This is a genomic window from Streptomyces sp. DSM 15324, assembly GCF_001514285.1.
GTDB lineage: Bacteria > Actinomycetota > Actinomycetes > Streptomycetales > Streptomycetaceae > Streptomyces.
The window spans coordinates 407,221-421,645 of record NZ_KQ949028.1 but is presented as its reverse complement, the minus strand read 5'-3'; the positions used below and the strand labels follow the sequence as shown (position 1 = coordinate 421,645).

General features: G+C 72.3%; 14 protein-coding genes, 1 tRNA gene and 2 pseudogenes. 9 read left to right on the top strand and 8 right to left on the bottom strand.

What is annotated here, in order from left to right; genetic code table 11:
* Positions 1-370: 370 nt before the first annotated feature.
* Positions 371-547, top strand: a pseudogene (locus tag AQJ58_RS45945) (DNA-binding response regulator); the annotation flags it as partial.
* A gap of 179 nt (positions 548-726) precedes the next feature.
* Here the strand turns inward: AQJ58_RS45945 and AQJ58_RS21515 are convergent.
* On the bottom strand, positions 727-1,581 hold the full coding sequence (locus AQJ58_RS21515) for a Cof-type HAD-IIB family hydrolase (RefSeq protein ID WP_067252408.1): 855 nt from the start codon (positions 1,579-1,581) through the stop codon (positions 727-729).
* Between the two features lie 146 nt (positions 1,582-1,727).
* Here AQJ58_RS21515 and AQJ58_RS21510 point away from each other — a divergent pair, with 146 nt between their 5' ends.
* The 6 genes from AQJ58_RS21510 to murJ are packed head-to-tail and all read left to right on the top strand — an operon-like array spanning position 1,728 to position 7,765.
* Entirely contained in the window at positions 1,728-2,516 is a 789-nt protein-coding gene (locus AQJ58_RS21510) for an SAM-dependent methyltransferase (protein WP_067252406.1), read from the top strand.
* Between the two features lie 57 nt (positions 2,517-2,573).
* Positions 2,574-3,977 (top strand): type I glutamate--ammonia ligase, encoded by a 1,404-nt coding sequence (locus AQJ58_RS21505; RefSeq protein WP_067252405.1) that lies wholly within the window; start codon positions 2,574-2,576, stop codon positions 3,975-3,977.
* A gap of 1 nt (position 3,978) precedes the next feature.
* Positions 3,979-5,112 carry an amidohydrolase family protein gene (locus AQJ58_RS21500; RefSeq protein ID WP_067252403.1) on the top strand — a complete coding sequence of 378 codons (1,134 nt, stop codon included), beginning with the start codon at positions 3,979-3,981 and terminating at the stop codon, positions 5,110-5,112.
* A gap of 15 nt (positions 5,113-5,127) precedes the next feature.
* Positions 5,128-5,667 carry an NUDIX hydrolase family protein gene (locus AQJ58_RS21495; RefSeq protein WP_107122106.1) on the top strand — a complete coding sequence of 180 codons (540 nt, stop codon included), beginning with the start codon at positions 5,128-5,130 and terminating at the stop codon, positions 5,665-5,667.
* A 5-nt stretch (positions 5,668-5,672) separates the two neighbouring features.
* A complete protein-coding gene (locus AQJ58_RS21490) occupies positions 5,673-6,071 on the top strand; it encodes a (2Fe-2S) ferredoxin domain-containing protein (protein ID WP_420712171.1) in 399 nt (132 codons plus the stop codon).
* A gap of 59 nt (positions 6,072-6,130) precedes the next feature.
* Positions 6,131-7,765 carry a murein biosynthesis integral membrane protein MurJ gene (gene murJ, locus AQJ58_RS21485; RefSeq protein WP_067252398.1) on the top strand — a complete coding sequence of 545 codons (1,635 nt, stop codon included), beginning with the start codon at positions 6,131-6,133 and terminating at the stop codon, positions 7,763-7,765.
* Here murJ and AQJ58_RS41100 read toward each other — a convergent pair.
* Positions 7,686-8,210: pseudogene (locus AQJ58_RS41100) on the bottom strand (sigma factor). The gene murJ and the pseudogene AQJ58_RS41100 overlap by 80 nt on opposite strands.
* A gap of 264 nt (positions 8,211-8,474) precedes the next feature.
* A complete protein-coding gene (locus tag AQJ58_RS21475) occupies positions 8,475-8,798 on the bottom strand; it encodes a CU044_2847 family protein (protein ID WP_067252392.1) in 324 nt (107 codons plus the stop codon).
* Positions 8,799-8,874: 76 nt separating this feature from the next.
* Here AQJ58_RS21475 and AQJ58_RS21470 point away from each other — a divergent pair, with 76 nt between their 5' ends.
* The gene (locus AQJ58_RS21470) at positions 8,875-9,561 is read left to right on the top strand and encodes a tetraspanin family protein (protein WP_067252390.1); all 687 of its coding nucleotides are present in this window, start codon (positions 8,875-8,877) and stop codon (positions 9,559-9,561) included.
* Positions 9,562-9,621: 60 nt separating this feature from the next.
* Positions 9,622-11,730, top strand: a complete 2,109-nt coding sequence (locus AQJ58_RS21465) for a CHAT domain-containing WD40 repeat protein (RefSeq protein WP_067252388.1) — start codon at positions 9,622-9,624, stop codon at positions 11,728-11,730.
* A gap of 80 nt (positions 11,731-11,810) precedes the next feature.
* Here the strand turns inward: AQJ58_RS21465 and AQJ58_RS21460 are convergent.
* The 5 genes from AQJ58_RS21460 to AQJ58_RS21440 all read right to left on the bottom strand — a co-directional run bounded on the left by AQJ58_RS21460 (position 11,811) and on the right by AQJ58_RS21440 (position 14,423).
* Positions 11,811-11,884, bottom strand: a tRNA-Pro gene (locus AQJ58_RS21460).
* 97 nt (positions 11,885-11,981) lie between these two features.
* On the bottom strand, positions 11,982-12,338 hold the full coding sequence (locus tag AQJ58_RS21455) for an MmcQ/YjbR family DNA-binding protein (protein ID WP_067252387.1): 357 nt from the start codon (positions 12,336-12,338) through the stop codon (positions 11,982-11,984).
* Positions 12,339-12,368: 30 nt separating this feature from the next.
* Complete coding sequence (locus tag AQJ58_RS21450; RefSeq protein ID WP_234360157.1) at positions 12,369-12,896, bottom strand: GNAT family N-acetyltransferase; 528 nt, start codon at positions 12,894-12,896, stop codon at positions 12,369-12,371.
* Positions 12,893-13,474, bottom strand: a complete 582-nt coding sequence (locus tag AQJ58_RS21445) for a helix-turn-helix domain-containing protein (protein ID WP_067252385.1) — start codon at positions 13,472-13,474, stop codon at positions 12,893-12,895. The genes AQJ58_RS21450 and AQJ58_RS21445 overlap by 4 nt, the downstream gene beginning before the upstream one ends.
* A gap of 46 nt (positions 13,475-13,520) precedes the next feature.
* Positions 13,521-14,423, bottom strand: a complete 903-nt coding sequence (locus AQJ58_RS21440) for a LysR family transcriptional regulator (protein ID WP_067252384.1) — start codon at positions 14,421-14,423, stop codon at positions 13,521-13,523.
* Positions 14,424-14,425 lie beyond the last annotated feature (2 nt).

Below are 14,425 nucleotides of genomic sequence, written 5' to 3'. Positions count from 1 at the left end.
GCCCCGGCCGGCCGCAGCGCCGCGAGCCGCTGCTCGCGCCGGGCCCCGCCGAGCCGTCCGGCCGCCATGGGGGTGTACGGCTCGTACCGGCTCAACGAGAGGGCCAGGGCCTCAGGACTTCCCCGGGCAGCCGCCGTACGGGGCTCAGCCCCCGCACACCCACCGTCGACGGCGCGCTGCGGCTCGCGGTCCGTGTCGTCCTCGGCGCGCACGCCATGGTCGCCGCGATCCCTCCCGGCCGCCCGCTGCTGCGCCGGGTGACGGCGGACCCGGCGCGGAGCGCGGACCGAGCGCCGCCGCTTTCCCCGGTGCCGGGAGCCGTCCGCGCCGGCGGCGCGGCCCCACCCAGGCCGCCCACGGCGAGGAGGCGGTGGCACGGGCCCGCGAGCTGCGGCCGGACGTGTGCCCGCTGGACGTCCGGATGCCGCGGCCGGACGGCCCGGAGGCGCCCCGGCTGCTCGCCGGGCCCGAGGTGGCCGCTCCGCTGCGGGTGGTCGTGGTCACCACCTTCGACCAGGACGAGGACGTGTACGGGGCGCTGCGCGGCGGCGCCTGCGGCTTCCTGCCGAAGGACTCGGGTCCGACGCTCCTCGCCGAGGCGGTCAGGGCCGCCGCCCCCGCCGCCGGGCCGGTCACCGACCGTGAGGTGGGCGTCGTACGCCTGGTCGCCCCGGTCGGAACGAACGACGCGGCACGCCCGTCCGCGCTCCTGAGCCGGACCGCGGCTCAGAGGTCCAGGAGGCGGGTGATGGTGCGCAGGACCCCGTTGTCGTTGTTGGAGGGCGCGAGGTGGCGTGCGCGCTCGACGACCCGGGGGTGGGCGTTGGCCATGGCGAAGGACCAGTCGGCGGCGTCCAGCATCTCCAGGTCGTTGAGGTAGTCGCCGAACACCATGGTCTGCGCGGGGGTGATGCCGAGCTCGCGCTGGAGGCTGCGCAGGGCGGCGCCCTTGTTCGCGGTGCGGTTCATGACGTCGACCCAGTGCTCGCCGGAGACGACGACCTGGTGGGTGTCCGCGAAGGGGGCGAGCCCGGGGGCGGTGGTCTCCTCGGCGGCGCCGAAGTCGAACAGGGCGACCTTGATGACGTCGTCGTCGACGGCGGTGAGGTCCTCGACCAGCTCGCAGCGCACGTAGTACCGGCGTACCTCCGCCAGGAAGGCCTCGTCGGCCCGCTCGACGTACGCGGACCGCTTGCCGCAGACGACGGCGCCCAGGTCGACCCCGTCGGCCGCGAGGCCCCGCGCGGTGTGCACGATCCGCGCGGTCACGGCCGGCTCCAGCGGATCGGAGCTGAGTTCCCGCCCGTCGCGCACCACATAGGTGCCGTTCTCGGCTATGAACACCATCCCGTCGGCGACCTCGGCGAACTCCGCCGCCAGGGTGGCGTACTGGCGTCCGCTCGCCGGGCTGAACAGCACCCCGCGCTCCCGCAGCCGCGCCAGCGTGTCCCACAGGCCGTCCGGGACGCGCTTGTCGTCGTCGAGCAGCGTGCCGTCCATGTCGGTGACGACGAGCCGGATGTCGAGGGGACCCGCCGGGAGCTCGGGGGCGGGCGGCCGGGGGGCGTGCGAGTAGGGCATGTCTGCTTCCTGTGCTCCGGGCGCGCGCGCCGCGACGGGTGACCGGATTGTCACCCTACCGGGGGACCCCGCGAATCCCGGGACAGCGATGATCATGGGCGGCACAATGGACAGCCGGACGGTCGGTCGTACGAAGGAGCGGTGACGTGGGCGGTGCACGGCTGGACACCAGCGTGGCGCACAACGCGCGGGTGTGGAACTACTGGATCGGCGGCAAGGACAACTACGAGGTCGACCAGCGGGTCGGCAAGCACGTGGCGGACATGTTCCCGCTGATCCGGGACATCGCCCGCGCGGACCGCTGGTTCCTGGGCCGGGCGGTTCGCTTCCTCGCCGAGGAGCGCGGGGTGCGGCAGTTCCTGGACATCGGCACGGGGCTGCCGACGGCCGACAACACGCACGAGATAGCGCAGCGGATCGCGCCGGACTCGAAGATCGTGTACGTCGACAACGACCCGATCGTGCTGGCGCACGCCCGCACCCTGCTCACGGGCACCTCGCAGGGCGCCACCGACTACATCGACGCCGACGTCCACGACCCGACGGCGATCCTCGAACGGGCCTCCGGCACGCTCGACTTCGACCGGCCGGTCGCGGTGATGATGCTGGGCATCCTGAACTTCGTGCTGGACTACGAGGCGGCCCGGGACATCGTCGCCAAGGTCATGGCGCAGGTCCCGGCCGGCAGCTACCTGGTGCTCACCCACCCCACGCACGACGCTGAGGTGGGCGGCGAGGGCCAGATCCCGGCGATGAAGTTCTGGAACGAGAACGCCACCCCGCCGATCACCGCGCGCTCCGGAGCGGAGATCACCGCGTTCTTCGACGGCCTGGAGCTGCTGGAGCCGGGCCTGGTGTCCTGTGCGCGCTGGCGTGCCGACGACGCGGCGGCGACGGCGGTGCCGCAGTACGGCGCGGTGGCCGTGAAACCCTGAGCCCGCCGCACTCCCGCAGTGCGGGTACTGCCTGACGGACGAGCCCGCGGAGGACGTATGACCACCCTTGCCGACCCCGTCCCCGGCGGGCGTCCCGGAGACGTGGAGCGGGCCTCGGCGCTCAGCGGGGAGCTGTCCGGCGCGGGCGTGCACGGGATCGTGCTGTCGTACGTCGACACCGCGGGCGTCGGCCGGGTGAAGACGGTCCCGGCGACGGGGCTGGCGTCGGCGGTGGCCTGGGGCGTCGGGATGTCGCCGGTGTTCGACACCTTCCTGGCGAACGACCACATCGTCACCACGGACGTCCTCGGCTCCCCCGACGGCGATCTCAGGCTGTTCCCGGACCTGGACCGGCTGGTGGCGCTGGCCGCGCAGCCGGGGTGGGCGTGGGCGCCGGTCGACCGGCTCACCCAGGACGGCGAGCGGCATCCGGGCTGCTCGCGCACCTTCCTGCGCCGGATCGTGGCCGACGCCGCCCGTGACCACGGACTGCGCTTCCGGGCCGCCGTCGAGATCGAGTGGGCCGTCGGGCTGGACTCCGCGCCCGCCGGGGAGTTCGTCCCGGCGACCACGGGACCGGCGTACGGCGCGACCCGCATGGTCGAACTGAGCGAGTACACCGCCGATCTGCTGACGGCGTGCGAGGCGCAGGGCGTGACCGTCGACCAGATCCACCCGGAGTACGCGCCGGGCCAGTTCGAGATCTCGGTGGGCGCGCTGGACCCGGTGGCGGCGGCCGACCGCAGCGTCCTCGTCCGGCAGACGATCCGCGCGGTGGCCCGCCGGCACGGGCTGCGGGTCTCCTTCTCCCCCGCCGTCGCCGCGGAGGGCGTCGGCAACGGCGGGCACGTCCATCTGTCCGCCTGGCGCGACGGCCGCAACCTGCACTCCGGCGGGGAGGGCCGGCACGGTCTGACGGCCGAGGCGGAGTCCTTCGCCGCGGGCGTGCTCGCCCGGCTGCCCGCCCTGACGGCGGTGACCGCGCCCAGCCCGGCCAGCTATCTGCGGCTCAAACCGTCGCAGTGGGCTGGGGTGTTCACCGCCTGGGGCCTGGAGACCCGTGAGTCGGCGCTGCGGGTCGTGCGGGGCACCGCAGGGCGGCGGGCGGAGCAGGCGAACCTGGAGGTCAAACCCGTCGACCTGGCCGCCAACCCGTATCTGCTGCTCGGCTGTCTGATCGCCGCCGGACTGGACGGGCTCGCCACGCGGGCCGCGCTCCCGGAGGAGATCACCGGCGACCCGGCCCGCCTCGGCGCCGCGGAGGCCGCCGCGAAGGGCGTCCGTCGGCTGCCCACCTCGCTCGCGCGGGCCGTCGCGGAGTTCCGGGAGGACGAGGTGCTGCGGGCCGCGCTGGGGCCGGTCCTCGCCGACGCGGTGACCGCCGTACGGCAGGGCGAGATCGACGCGACGTACGGGCTGGACGACGCCCAGGTGGCCGCCGCCTACCGGTGGGTGTACTGAGGTGGGCGCCGGACCGGTCCACGAGGAGCTGGCCGCGCTGGAGCTGGTGGACCACCACTGCCACGGGGTGACGACCGGCCCCCTGGACCGGGCGGGCTTCGAGTCGCTGCTCACCGAGGGCGAGTCCTGGCCCGGCCTCTCCACCTTCGACACCCCCGCCGGGGTCGCCGTGCGCCGCCACTGCGCGCCCCTGCTCGACCTCGACCGGCACGCCCCCACCGACACCTATCTGGCCCGGCGCGCCGCGCTCGGTCCCGAGGAGGTGAACCGTCGCTTCCTGACGGCGGCCCGCACCGGGGTGTTCTGCGTCGACACCGGTTTCGCCCCGCTCCCGCTCACCCCGCCCGCCGAGCTGGCCCGGGCGGGCGGCGGCGCCGCTTGGGAGGTCGTACGGCTGGAGTCGCTCGCGGAGTCCGTGGCCGCGCGGGGCGTCGACGCCGGCGCGTACGCCGACGCGTTCCGGGCGGCGGCGCTGGAGGCGGTGCGCCTGCCGGGCGTGGTCGGGGTGAAGTCGGTGGCCGCCTACCGCACCGGCTTCGACCTGGACCCGGCCCGCCCCTCGGACACCGAGGTCACCCGGGCGGCCCGGCGGTGGCTGGCGCGCGGCGGCCGGCTCGACGAACCGGTCCTGGTACGGCACCTGCTGTGGACCGCCGTCGACCTCGGCCTGCCGCTCCAGCTGCACACGGGCTTCGGCGACCAGGACATCCGGCTGCACCGGGCGGATCCCGCACATCTGACGGACTGGCTGCACCTGATCGCGGGAACGATCCCCGTGCTGCTCCTGCACTGCTGGCCCTACCAGCGGCAGGCCGCCTACCTGGCGGCCGTGTTCGAGCAGGTGTACCTCGACGTGGGGCTCACCCTGCACCACGTCGGCCCGGTGCGGGCGCGGACGGTGCTGGAGGAAGCGTTGGAGATCACACCGTTCCGCAAACTGCTGTACAGCTCCGACGCATACGGTGTGTCGGAGTTCTACGCCCTCGGAGCGCTGGCGTTCCGCCGCGGTCTCGGAGACCTCCTCCAGGACCGGGTGGACGCGGACGAACTGAGCCTGCCCGACGCGCTGCGCCTGGCGCGCTGGGCCGGAGCGGACAACGCCCGCCGGGTCTACCGGCTTCCCGACGGACACTGAAAGTATGATCAAGCAATGTCAGACTTGACCGAGACCACGCCCGGCTGGCTGAGCGCAGACGAGCTCGAGATGGCCCGCGCCCGCATGCCGATCCTGTACGTCGAGGCCGTGCCCGTGCGCGTCGACGACAGCGGCGAAGTCGTCAGCATCGGACTGCTGCTGCGCATCGGACCCGACGGAAACGTCAGCCGGACCCTGGTCTCCGGCCGGGTCCTGCACCACGAGCGGGTCCGCGACGCCCTGTTGCGGCACCTGGAGAAGGACCTCGGACCGGTGGCGCTGCCCCGGCTGCCGGCCTCCCTCCAGCCGTTCACGGTCGCGGAGTACTTCCCGACGCAGGGCCTCACCCCGTACCACGACCCCCGTCAGCACGCGGTGTCGCTGGCCTACATCGTGCCGGTGACCGGTGACTGCCAGCCCCGCCAGGACGCCCTGGACCTGGTCTGGTTCGACCCGCAGGAGGCGGCCTCCCCGGCCGTGCAGAGCGAGATGCCGGGCGGGCACGGGTTCCTGCTGCGGCAGGCGCTGGCCCACGTCGGTCTCTCGGCGTCCTGAGCGCCGTGGCCCCGCTGCCCGGTCCGCGCCGCCCCTGCACACTCGTGGTGTGCAGGGGCTGCTGCTGCGGCGACGCGCGCAAGCACCCCGGTCACGACCACGCCGGGCAGCTGGAACGGCTGCGGGCGGCCGCCGCCGGTTCGGGCGGTGCCCTGGAGGTCCGTACGACGGACTGCCTCGGCCCCTGCGACCAGGCCAACGTGGTCGTCGTCCAGCCCTCCGCCGCCGGGCGCCGGGCGGGTGGGCGGCCCACCTGGGTCGGGTTCGCATCGGACGACGACTCCACCGACGAGCTGCTGCGGTGGGCGCGGGACGGCGGCCCCGGCGTCGCGGCCCCTCCGGTCGCCCTGGAGCTCCAGTTCATCCAGCCGCCCCGGGACGCCCGGGTGCGCAGCCGCCGCTGACAACTGGCCCCGGGACGAGCCGAGTTGGCGTACGGATCTTGATGTCGTAGGTTGACCCGATGGGGGCTACGACACAAGAGCGGGTCGGAAGGCGTTCCGGCGGGGCGGCCAGGTCGTCGGCGCTGATGGCGCTGGGCACCGTGGTGTCCCGGGCGACCGGGCTGATCCGGCAGGTACTCCAGGGCGCCGCGCTCGGCACCGGTCTGCTGGCGACCACGTACAACACGGCGAACACCGTGCCCACCAGCCTGTACACCCTGCTGATCGGCGGCGCCCTGAACTCGGTCCTGGTGCCGCAGCTGGTGCGGGCCCGCTCCGCGCACGCCGACGGCGGCCGGGCGTACGAGCAGCGGCTGGTGACGCTGGTGCTGTCGGTGCTGGCCGTCGGGACCGCCCTGGCGGTGTGGGCGGCGCCGCAGATCGTCAGCGTCTACCTGCGCGACACCCAGGACCAGCACGCGGCGTACGAACTCACCGTCGTCTTCGCCCGGTTCCTGCTCCCGCAGATCTTCTTCTACGGGCTGTTCAACATGTACGGCCAAGTCCTGAACGCCCGCGAGAAGTTCGGCGCGATGATGTGGACGCCGGTCCTCAACAACATCGTGCTGCTGGGCGTGTTCGGCGCCTACCTGGGACTGCTGACCGTGCCCACCCGGGTGCAGGACATCACCGACGCGCAGGTGCGCCTCCTCGGTGTCGGGACCACGGCCGCGATCGCCGTACAGGCACTGGCGCTGGTGCCGTTCGCGCGGGCGGCCGGGTTCCGGTTCCGGCCGCGCTTCGACTGGCGCGGCTCGGGGCTCGGTTCGGGCGTGCACGCCGCCAAGTGGACCCTGCTGTTCGTCCTGACGAACCTCGTGGCCCTCACGGTCGTCACCAACTACGCGAACGCGGCCGACCAGGCACTGCCGGACGCCGGTGCGGGCTACACGGCGTACACCTACGCGCAGACCATCTGGATGCTGCCGCAGTCGGTGGTCACGGTGTCGCTGGTGACCGCGCTGCTGCCGCGAATGAGCCGGGCGGTGGCGGAGGGCCGGATCGCGGACCTGCGCGCCGATCTGTCCCGGGGGCTGCGGGTGAGCGGGGTCGTCGTCGTGCCCGCCGCGTTCCTGTTCCTGGCGCTCGGTCCGCGGATCGCGACGCTGCTGTTCGCGCACGGGGCGGCCGACGCGGCCTCCGCGCAGCCGCTCGGGCACATGCTCCAGGCCTTCGGCCTCGGTCTGATCCCGTTCTCGGCGCAGTATCTGCTGCTGCGCGGTTTCCACGCCTTCGGGGACACCCGGACGCCGTTCCTCATGGCGGTGTGGATCGCGGCGGTGAACATCGCGCTGGCCACCGCCTGCCATCTGCTGCTGCCGGTCCGCTGGGCGGTGACCGGCATGGCCGGCGCCTACACCGTGTCCTACCTGGCCGGCCTCGCGCTGACCGCCCGGCTGGTGCGCCGGCGGGTCGGCGCCCGGCTCGACGACGGGGCCCTGCGCCGGACGTACACCCGGTTGATGTGCGCCTCGGCGCCGGCGGCGGTCTGCGGCTGGGCGGCGGACCGGGCCTGCGGCGCATGGCTGGGCGGCGGCACGCTCCCCACCGCGCTGGCGCTCACGGCGGGGACCGTCACCCTCGGCGCGGTCTATGTGACCCTGTCCCGGCTGCTGAAGGTGGAGGAGCTGCGGCAGCTGGGCCGCCTACGCTGATGCCGCACCGGGCGACCTGCGCGGCGAGGGCGGCGCGGACGCGGGCCACCCGGGAGCGGACCGTGCCCACCGGCCAGTCGCCCACCCGGGCCGCCTCCTCGCAGGGCGCGCAGGACGATCCCGTCGTCGAAGCCGGGCGGCCCGCGCGGCTGGGCTGGCTCCACAGCGGCCCGCCCGTCCGACAGGTCCGCGAGGCGGGGGCGGGCCGCGGAGCAGCGGTAGCAGTCCATCACCGCCCGGCGAGCGATCGACGACAGCCGGACCCGAAGCCGAGCACCACCCCTCGAACAGTGCAGAGAGCCCAGCGCCCGCAGGAAGATGTCCTGCGCCAGGTCGTCCACCGCCTGCGGGGCGGCGCACGGATGGGCGACGTAGCGCAGCACGTCGCGGTGCAGCGCCCGCACGAGCTGCCCCACGGCCCCGACGCCCCCTTCCGGGCGGCCAGGGCGAGGGCGGTGGAGGTCTCGTCGGTGAGGTCGTCCTGGTGAGCGCGGCGGCGGGAGCCGTGCCAGGCGGACTCGGTGTGGTCGCGGTGGCTCTCGTGCTTGGCGGTCTTCTTCTCGTGCGGTCAGCCACCCGGCCACGGCCCGCAGATGGACGGCGAGCATGCCGGGGAGAAACGGGGGTTGGGTGAATCCTCAGCCTCCCTCAGAACGTTCACGGGTCAGGTTCCGTCAAAGGAGTTGGCGACAGCTCAGGAACAGAGAGTTCAGGGCTTGTTCCAGGTGAGGCTGACGGTCAACTGGGCCGACGCGCCGACCGCCGTGACGATCGCCCCGGCCTGTGCGTTCAACTCGACGCCGAATTGGACCGCAACGGCGTCCGGCCGCTGGGGGAAGTCCATGACCTGCGCGACCACCCCGTGGGCGACCGCGCGCACGGCCTGCATGGCGGACTCGAAGGTGTCCCCGGCTTTCTCGATCACGGTGGACGGCGACACCCCCCGGGTGAGCATGGAGCTTTGTGTCTGCTCCTCGGAAACGCGGACGAGAACAGCACTGCCGTCCTCTAGCAGGAACTCTACAATCGCCATAAACTACGAATTAGCATGAAATGCCGAATACTGCCAGGTAGTTGACGGTTCTTCCAATTCTGGAAGGAGCTGACCGATGCCTCTCGCCGTCGAGATCGTTCTCATCGTGATCGGGGTTCTACTCCTGGCCGCCGCCCTGATCGGCAGCGGCATCTCCCGACGCCTCATGACGATCCCGAAGATGAAACGGGCACCGCGCGTGGTGATCGCCATTCTGGGCGTGCTGCTGCTGGCCGGAGGGATGTGGGGGGTGTCGACCCAGGAACAACCTCACGGTCCTTCACTGGCCGCACTCAAAGATCACGTTCCGCCCGACGTCAAGCGGGACTGGCCCTGCAAGGAGAGTTCTGAGTCCCCCAAGGACGCTGTGGAGCTTGACTGCAGTACAACGGACAACGTCCCGGATGGACTCTGGTACATCATGTTCGACAACGAGAATTCCATGCAGAGATACTGGTGGAACCAAACCGATCCTGCGCATGAGCCAGGAAGCGACTGCACCACCATGGCCGGCTTCAGACAGGGGAGCAGTTATTCCTATTCCACTGAAGACCGGTCCGTCACCATCGGCGACGAAGCCTGCTACGTGGACGGGAACACTCTCGTGGACGTGTACACGGACCGGCGTTTTAACATCGTCGTCTTCTCCCAGGTCTCGGATCCCCAGAATTTCTCCCAGTTCATGAAGTGGCGCGCCACCATCTCACAGCCGGTCGGCGACCATGACGCCACCCCTGCGTCTCCCACACAAACCGACTACTGACCTCGTCCGTCCTCGGGAGAGAAGGGCCCCATGGCGGAGGATTGGGATTTCATTCTCGAAATGAGCGGAGAGGCCGACGGCTACCGCATCAGCGTGACATCGCCATCCGGCGAGGACACCCTGGTCGCCGCCATCGACGCGCACGGGCTGCTGGACCGGCTGCCCTCGCTGGAAGCCGCCGTCCTGGGGTCCGCCGCCCGCTCGCGGGGCATAGGAACCGGAATGGAGCTGCCCGCCATGGAGGTCGGCGGCACGCTGTTCGAGTCCGTGTTCCAGAGCGGGATCAAAGCGCTCTACCTGTCCAGCAGACAGAAGGCGCAGGAGCACGGTCGGCGGTTGCGCATGGTCCTCCGGGTCCGTTCGCCGGAACTGGCGGCGCTGCCCTGGGAGCTGCTCTACGACGAGAAGCTGGGCGGCTATCTGTGTCTGCACCACCCGGTCATCCGCCACGTGGAGATGCTGGAGCCGGTCGCCCCCCTGCGCGTGGAGCCGCCGTTGCGCATCCTCGGAATGGTATGCCTGCCGGGTGCGCTCACCCCGCTGGAGGCCGAGACCGAAAAGGAAGGGCTGACCACCGCGCTCAAGCCGCTCATCTACGAGGGGAGGGTGCGGCTCGACTGGGTGACCGGCGGAACCAAACAGGACCTCTTCAACGCCCTGTTCGCCGGCTGTCACATCTTCCACTTCATCGGCCATGGAAAGTTCGACGATCAACGACGCCAGGGGATGCTCGTGTTCTCCGACGAGCAGGGCAGGGAGTCCCCACTGCACGCGGAGGCGCTCGGCTCGCTCATCAGCGTCGCCGACCCCTCGCCGCGCCTCGTCGTGCTCAACAGCTGCGAGACAGGAACCTCCCACGCACGGGATCTATTCTCCAGCACGGCGGCAAAGCTGGAGTACACGGTGCCGGCCGTGGTCGCCATGCAGTTCGCGGTGACGGACAAGGCGGCCGTGCTCTTCTCCCGGGCCTTCTACCAGGCCCTCGCGGCCAACCGGCCGGTCGACGAGGCGGTCCGCACGGGCCGTATCGCACTGCGGGCCGACAAGGACGACAGCCTCGAGTGCTTCACACCCGTCTTGTACCAGCGCAGCGGGGACGCACGTCTCTTCGACTTCACGTCCCTGCGGAAACCCACACCCCCGAAGACCGTCGTCGAACAGATCAACGGGGAAGAGCTCGACGCGCAGACCGAGCGGCACGGTCAGGAAGCCGACGCGCGCGTCCCGGAGACCGGCCAACGCGCTGAGCCCGCACACGTCCCCCCACCCCTGTCGACCGCCTCCACCGAACTCACGCCCCGGCCGGAGATCGACACCGGGCATTGGGTGGTCAGTCTGGCCGTCCAACCGTCCGGGCGACTGATCGCAACCGGATCCCGCAAGCTCGTACGGGTCTGGGACGTGATCACCGGCCAGCCGATGTGGCAGCGGCGACTCGGCGGGTGGAGCACGATGGTCAACGCCATCGCCTTCAGCCCCGACGGTGACAGCCTGGCGATCGGCAGCACGGACAATCTCGCCCGGGTCTGGACCATGACCGGCGAGGCCGCCCCGCTCAAGTTCAGTCACGGCCATTTCGTCAATACCGTGGCCTACCACCGCAGCGGACTGCTCCTGGCCACCGGTAGCGCGGACGCCACGGCCTGCGTGTGGGATCTCGGCACCGGCAGCCGCCTCCTGTCCTTGCAACATGGCCGGGCTGTCAAGGCCCTCGTCTTCAGCCCGGACGGGCGCCGTCTGCTCACCGGGTCCGAGGACGAGAAGGCCTACGTCTGGGACACGGGCACGGGTCAGCAGCAAGCGCAGATCGAGCACGGGGACTTCGTCCTCGGTGTCGCCTACTCGCCGGACGGGCGGAAGGTCGCCACCTGCAGCCAGGACCACACCGCTCAGGTCAGCGATGCCGAGACCTGGGCCCCGCTCTTCCGCGTGGAACACCAGGGCGGTCTACGGGCCGTGGCCTTCAGCCCCGACAGCAGCATGCTCGCCACCGGGAGCGAGGACGGGGCCGTCCGCGTGTGGCGGGCCGACTCGGGGCAGTCGCTGCTCGCCCTCACGTACAGCCGCTCGGTGAACGCCGTGGCATTCTCGCCGGACGGCCGCTTCCTCGTCGGAGCGGGGGAGGACAAGGTCATCCACATCGTCCGGCTGCCCGAAGCCGATCGATGAGCGCGGTCGGTAACGCGATGAGGCTCCGCTCCCCGGAGGGGAACAGAGCCTCGAAGACGAACGACGGATCGATGTCACCGTCGGGACGACAGGATTTGAACCTGCGACCCCTTGACCCCCAGTCAAGTGCGCTACCAAGCTGCGCCACGTCCCGTTGCCCGTCTGACCTGGGGTTTCCCCTGGGTGGACGTGCAGGGAAACCATACCGCACTCGGGTCGGTCGTCGCGCACCCGTTTCCCTGCGGGGCGGGTCAGGCGGGGGGCAGGCCGAGGTCGGGGTAGGCGTCGAGGAGGCGGGGCGGGGCTGCCTGGCGCCAGGAGTCGGCGAGGATGTCGCGCAGCTCGGCCTCGTCCTCGACGGCGGCGAGCCGGGCCCGCACCCAGGCGAACTGGGCCTCGTGGGTCGCGATCCAGAACTTCTCGGGTTCGGCGAGGACCAGCTCGTCACGCTCCTCCTTGGGGCAGCGCACGGCGAGGGACGTCTCGTCCTCGGGCAGCGTGGCGAACATCTTCCCCGCGACCCGGAACGTGGGCATGTTCCAGGCGACCTTCTCCGTGGTGTCCGGCAGGGCGAGGGCGATACGGCGTACGTCTTCGGCGTCGGGCATGCTTCGCACCGTAACCGCTGCCACTGACAGTCAGCCGCCGGTGAGACGTTTGTAGTACAGGGTGGTGGGGCGCAGGGCGCCGGCCGGGTCCGCCGCGTAGTCGGGGATCACGCCCGCCCTGGTCCAGCCGGCGGTGCCGTAGAGGTGCTCGGCGGGGCTGTCGGTCTCGGTGTCCAGGTGCAGCAGCGTGACGCCGGCGGCGCGGGCGGCCCGCTCGGCGGTGGCGAGGAGGGTACGGCCGAGGCCCTTGCCGCGGGCGTCGCGGTGGACCATGAGCTTGACGAGTTCGGCGCGGTGGCGGCTGTTGGGCTTGTCGGGAAAGGCGAGGCCGACGGTGCCGATCACCCGGTCCGCGTCGTACGCCGCCCAGACCGCGAGGCGTCCGGCGTCGGCTCCCTCGGCCCGCTCCCGCCACCAGGCGAGGGCCTCGGCGGTGTCCAGCGGTGCGAGGAAACCGATCGAGGCGCCGCCGGCCACGGTGTCCACGAGCAGGGCGGCCAGGTCCCCGGCCGCGCGCACCAGCCCGGAGGCGTCCAGCCGCCGCACGGTCGCCGTCACGGCAGCACCACCGCCAGCACATAGCGGACCTCGGTGTCGCCGACGCAGCGGAACCGGGTCGGCCCCCACACCCGCAGGCGCAGGCAGTCGCCCGTGTCGAGGCGGTGCTCGTCGTCCTGGACGGTCAGCGTCAGGGCGCCCTCCAGGACCCAGATGTGCTGTTCGAGGCCGGGTACGGGCGGGCGGTCGTAGGCGAGGTCGGCGCCCGGCGCGAGCCGTCCCTCGACGAGTTCGCCGCGCAGTGCGCGGTGCGGCGGGGACACGGACCGGCGGACGAAGCCGGCGCCGCGGTCCCGCCAGATCTGCTGTTCCGCGGCCCGCACCAGGAGCGCGGGCTCCGTCTCGACCTCGCTGAGCAGCTGGGACATCGTCCGCCCGTACACCGCGCACAGCCGGTTGAGGAGCGAGGCGGTCGGGCTGATCTCGGCCCGTTCGGCGCGCGAGAGGGTGGAGCGGCTGATCCCGCTGCGTTGCGCCACGTCCCCCAGGGACCAGCCGCGTTCGGCGCGCAGTGCGGACAGGCGGGCGCCCAGCCGGGCATCGACGGCGTCCGTGGCCGCCTCCTCGGTGCGTCTCATATCCGGGAAGTTATCCCGGATATGAGACGAGCCGGTTACGGACGGCTCACACCCGCGCCGCCTCCCGCAGCGCGTCCAGCACCGGCAGGATCAGCGGGTGCTCCTCCGCGCCGCGCCGTACGGCGGCGAAGACGCGGCGGGTCGGGGCCGCGCCGTCTATCGGGCGGACGACGACCCCGGTGAGGTCCATGCCGCGCAGGGCCGAGCGCGGGACCAGCGCCACGCCCGCGTCGGCCGAGGCGAGGGCGACGACCGCGCGGAAGTCGTCGGAGGAGTGTTCGAGCCGGGGCTGGAACCCCGCGTTCTCGCAGGCCAGGACGACCACGTCATGGCAGGGGTTGCCGGGGTAGGGACCGATCCAGGGGTCCTTGGCCAGCTCCGCGAGGGGGACCTCCTCGGCGTCGGCGAGGCGGTGGGTGACCGGGACGACCGCGTCGAAGGGCTCGGCGTAGAGCGGGACGTGCGCGAGCCGGGGGTCGTCGGCGGCGGGGGCGCCCCGGTACTCGACGGCCACGGCGACGTCGACCTGCCGGTCCAGGACCATCGGCAGGCTGGCGTCCCCCTCGGCGTCCTGGACGCGGATCCTTATCCCGGGCGCGCTGCGCGCCAGCCGGGCCACCGCGGGCGCCACGACCAGGGCGATCCCGGTCGCGAAGGCGGCGACGGTGACCGTGCCGGCCTCACCCGAGCTGTACGCGGCCAGCTCCGCCTCGGCCCGCTCCAGCTGGGCGAGGACCGCGTGGGTGTGGGTCAGCAGGATCTCGCCGGCCGGAGTGAGCCGTACGCCCTTCGCACCACGCTCCACCAGGCGGTGGCCGGTCTCCTGCTCCAGGGCGGCGAGCTGCTGGGAGACGGCGGAGGGGGTGAGGTACAGCGCGGCGGCAGCCGCCGTCACGGTGCGGTGGTCGGCCACCGCACGGAGGATGTGGAGCCGCCGCGCCTCGATCATGG

Excerpts from the sequence above, each read along its gene's own strand:
- AQJ58_RS21445 (WP_067252385.1), bottom strand. The coding sequence starts at position 13,474 with ATGAGACGCACCGAGGAGGCGGCCACGGACGCCGTCGATGCCCGGCTG.
- AQJ58_RS21475 (WP_067252392.1), bottom strand. The coding sequence starts at position 8,798 with ATGGCGATTGTAGAGTTCCTGCTAGAGGACGGCAGTGCTGTTCTCGTC.
- murJ (WP_067252398.1), top strand. The coding sequence starts at position 6,131 with ATGGGGGCTACGACACAAGAGCGGGTCGGAAGGCGTTCCGGCGGGGCG.
- AQJ58_RS21455 (WP_067252387.1), bottom strand. The coding sequence starts at position 12,338 with ATGCCCGACGCCGAAGACGTACGCCGTATCGCCCTCGCCCTGCCGGAC.
- AQJ58_RS21440 (WP_067252384.1), bottom strand. The coding sequence starts at position 14,423 with ATGATCGAGGCGCGGCGGCTCCACATCCTCCGTGCGGTGGCCGACCAC.
- AQJ58_RS21515 (WP_067252408.1), bottom strand. The coding sequence starts at position 1,581 with ATGCCCTACTCGCACGCCCCCCGGCCGCCCGCCCCCGAGCTCCCGGCG.
- AQJ58_RS21495 (WP_107122106.1), top strand. The coding sequence starts at position 5,128 with ATGTCAGACTTGACCGAGACCACGCCCGGCTGGCTGAGCGCAGACGAG.
- AQJ58_RS21505 (WP_067252405.1), top strand. The coding sequence starts at position 2,574 with ATGACCACCCTTGCCGACCCCGTCCCCGGCGGGCGTCCCGGAGACGTG.
- AQJ58_RS21465 (WP_067252388.1), top strand. The coding sequence starts at position 9,622 with ATGAGCGGAGAGGCCGACGGCTACCGCATCAGCGTGACATCGCCATCC.
- AQJ58_RS21470 (WP_067252390.1), top strand. The coding sequence starts at position 8,875 with ATGCCTCTCGCCGTCGAGATCGTTCTCATCGTGATCGGGGTTCTACTC.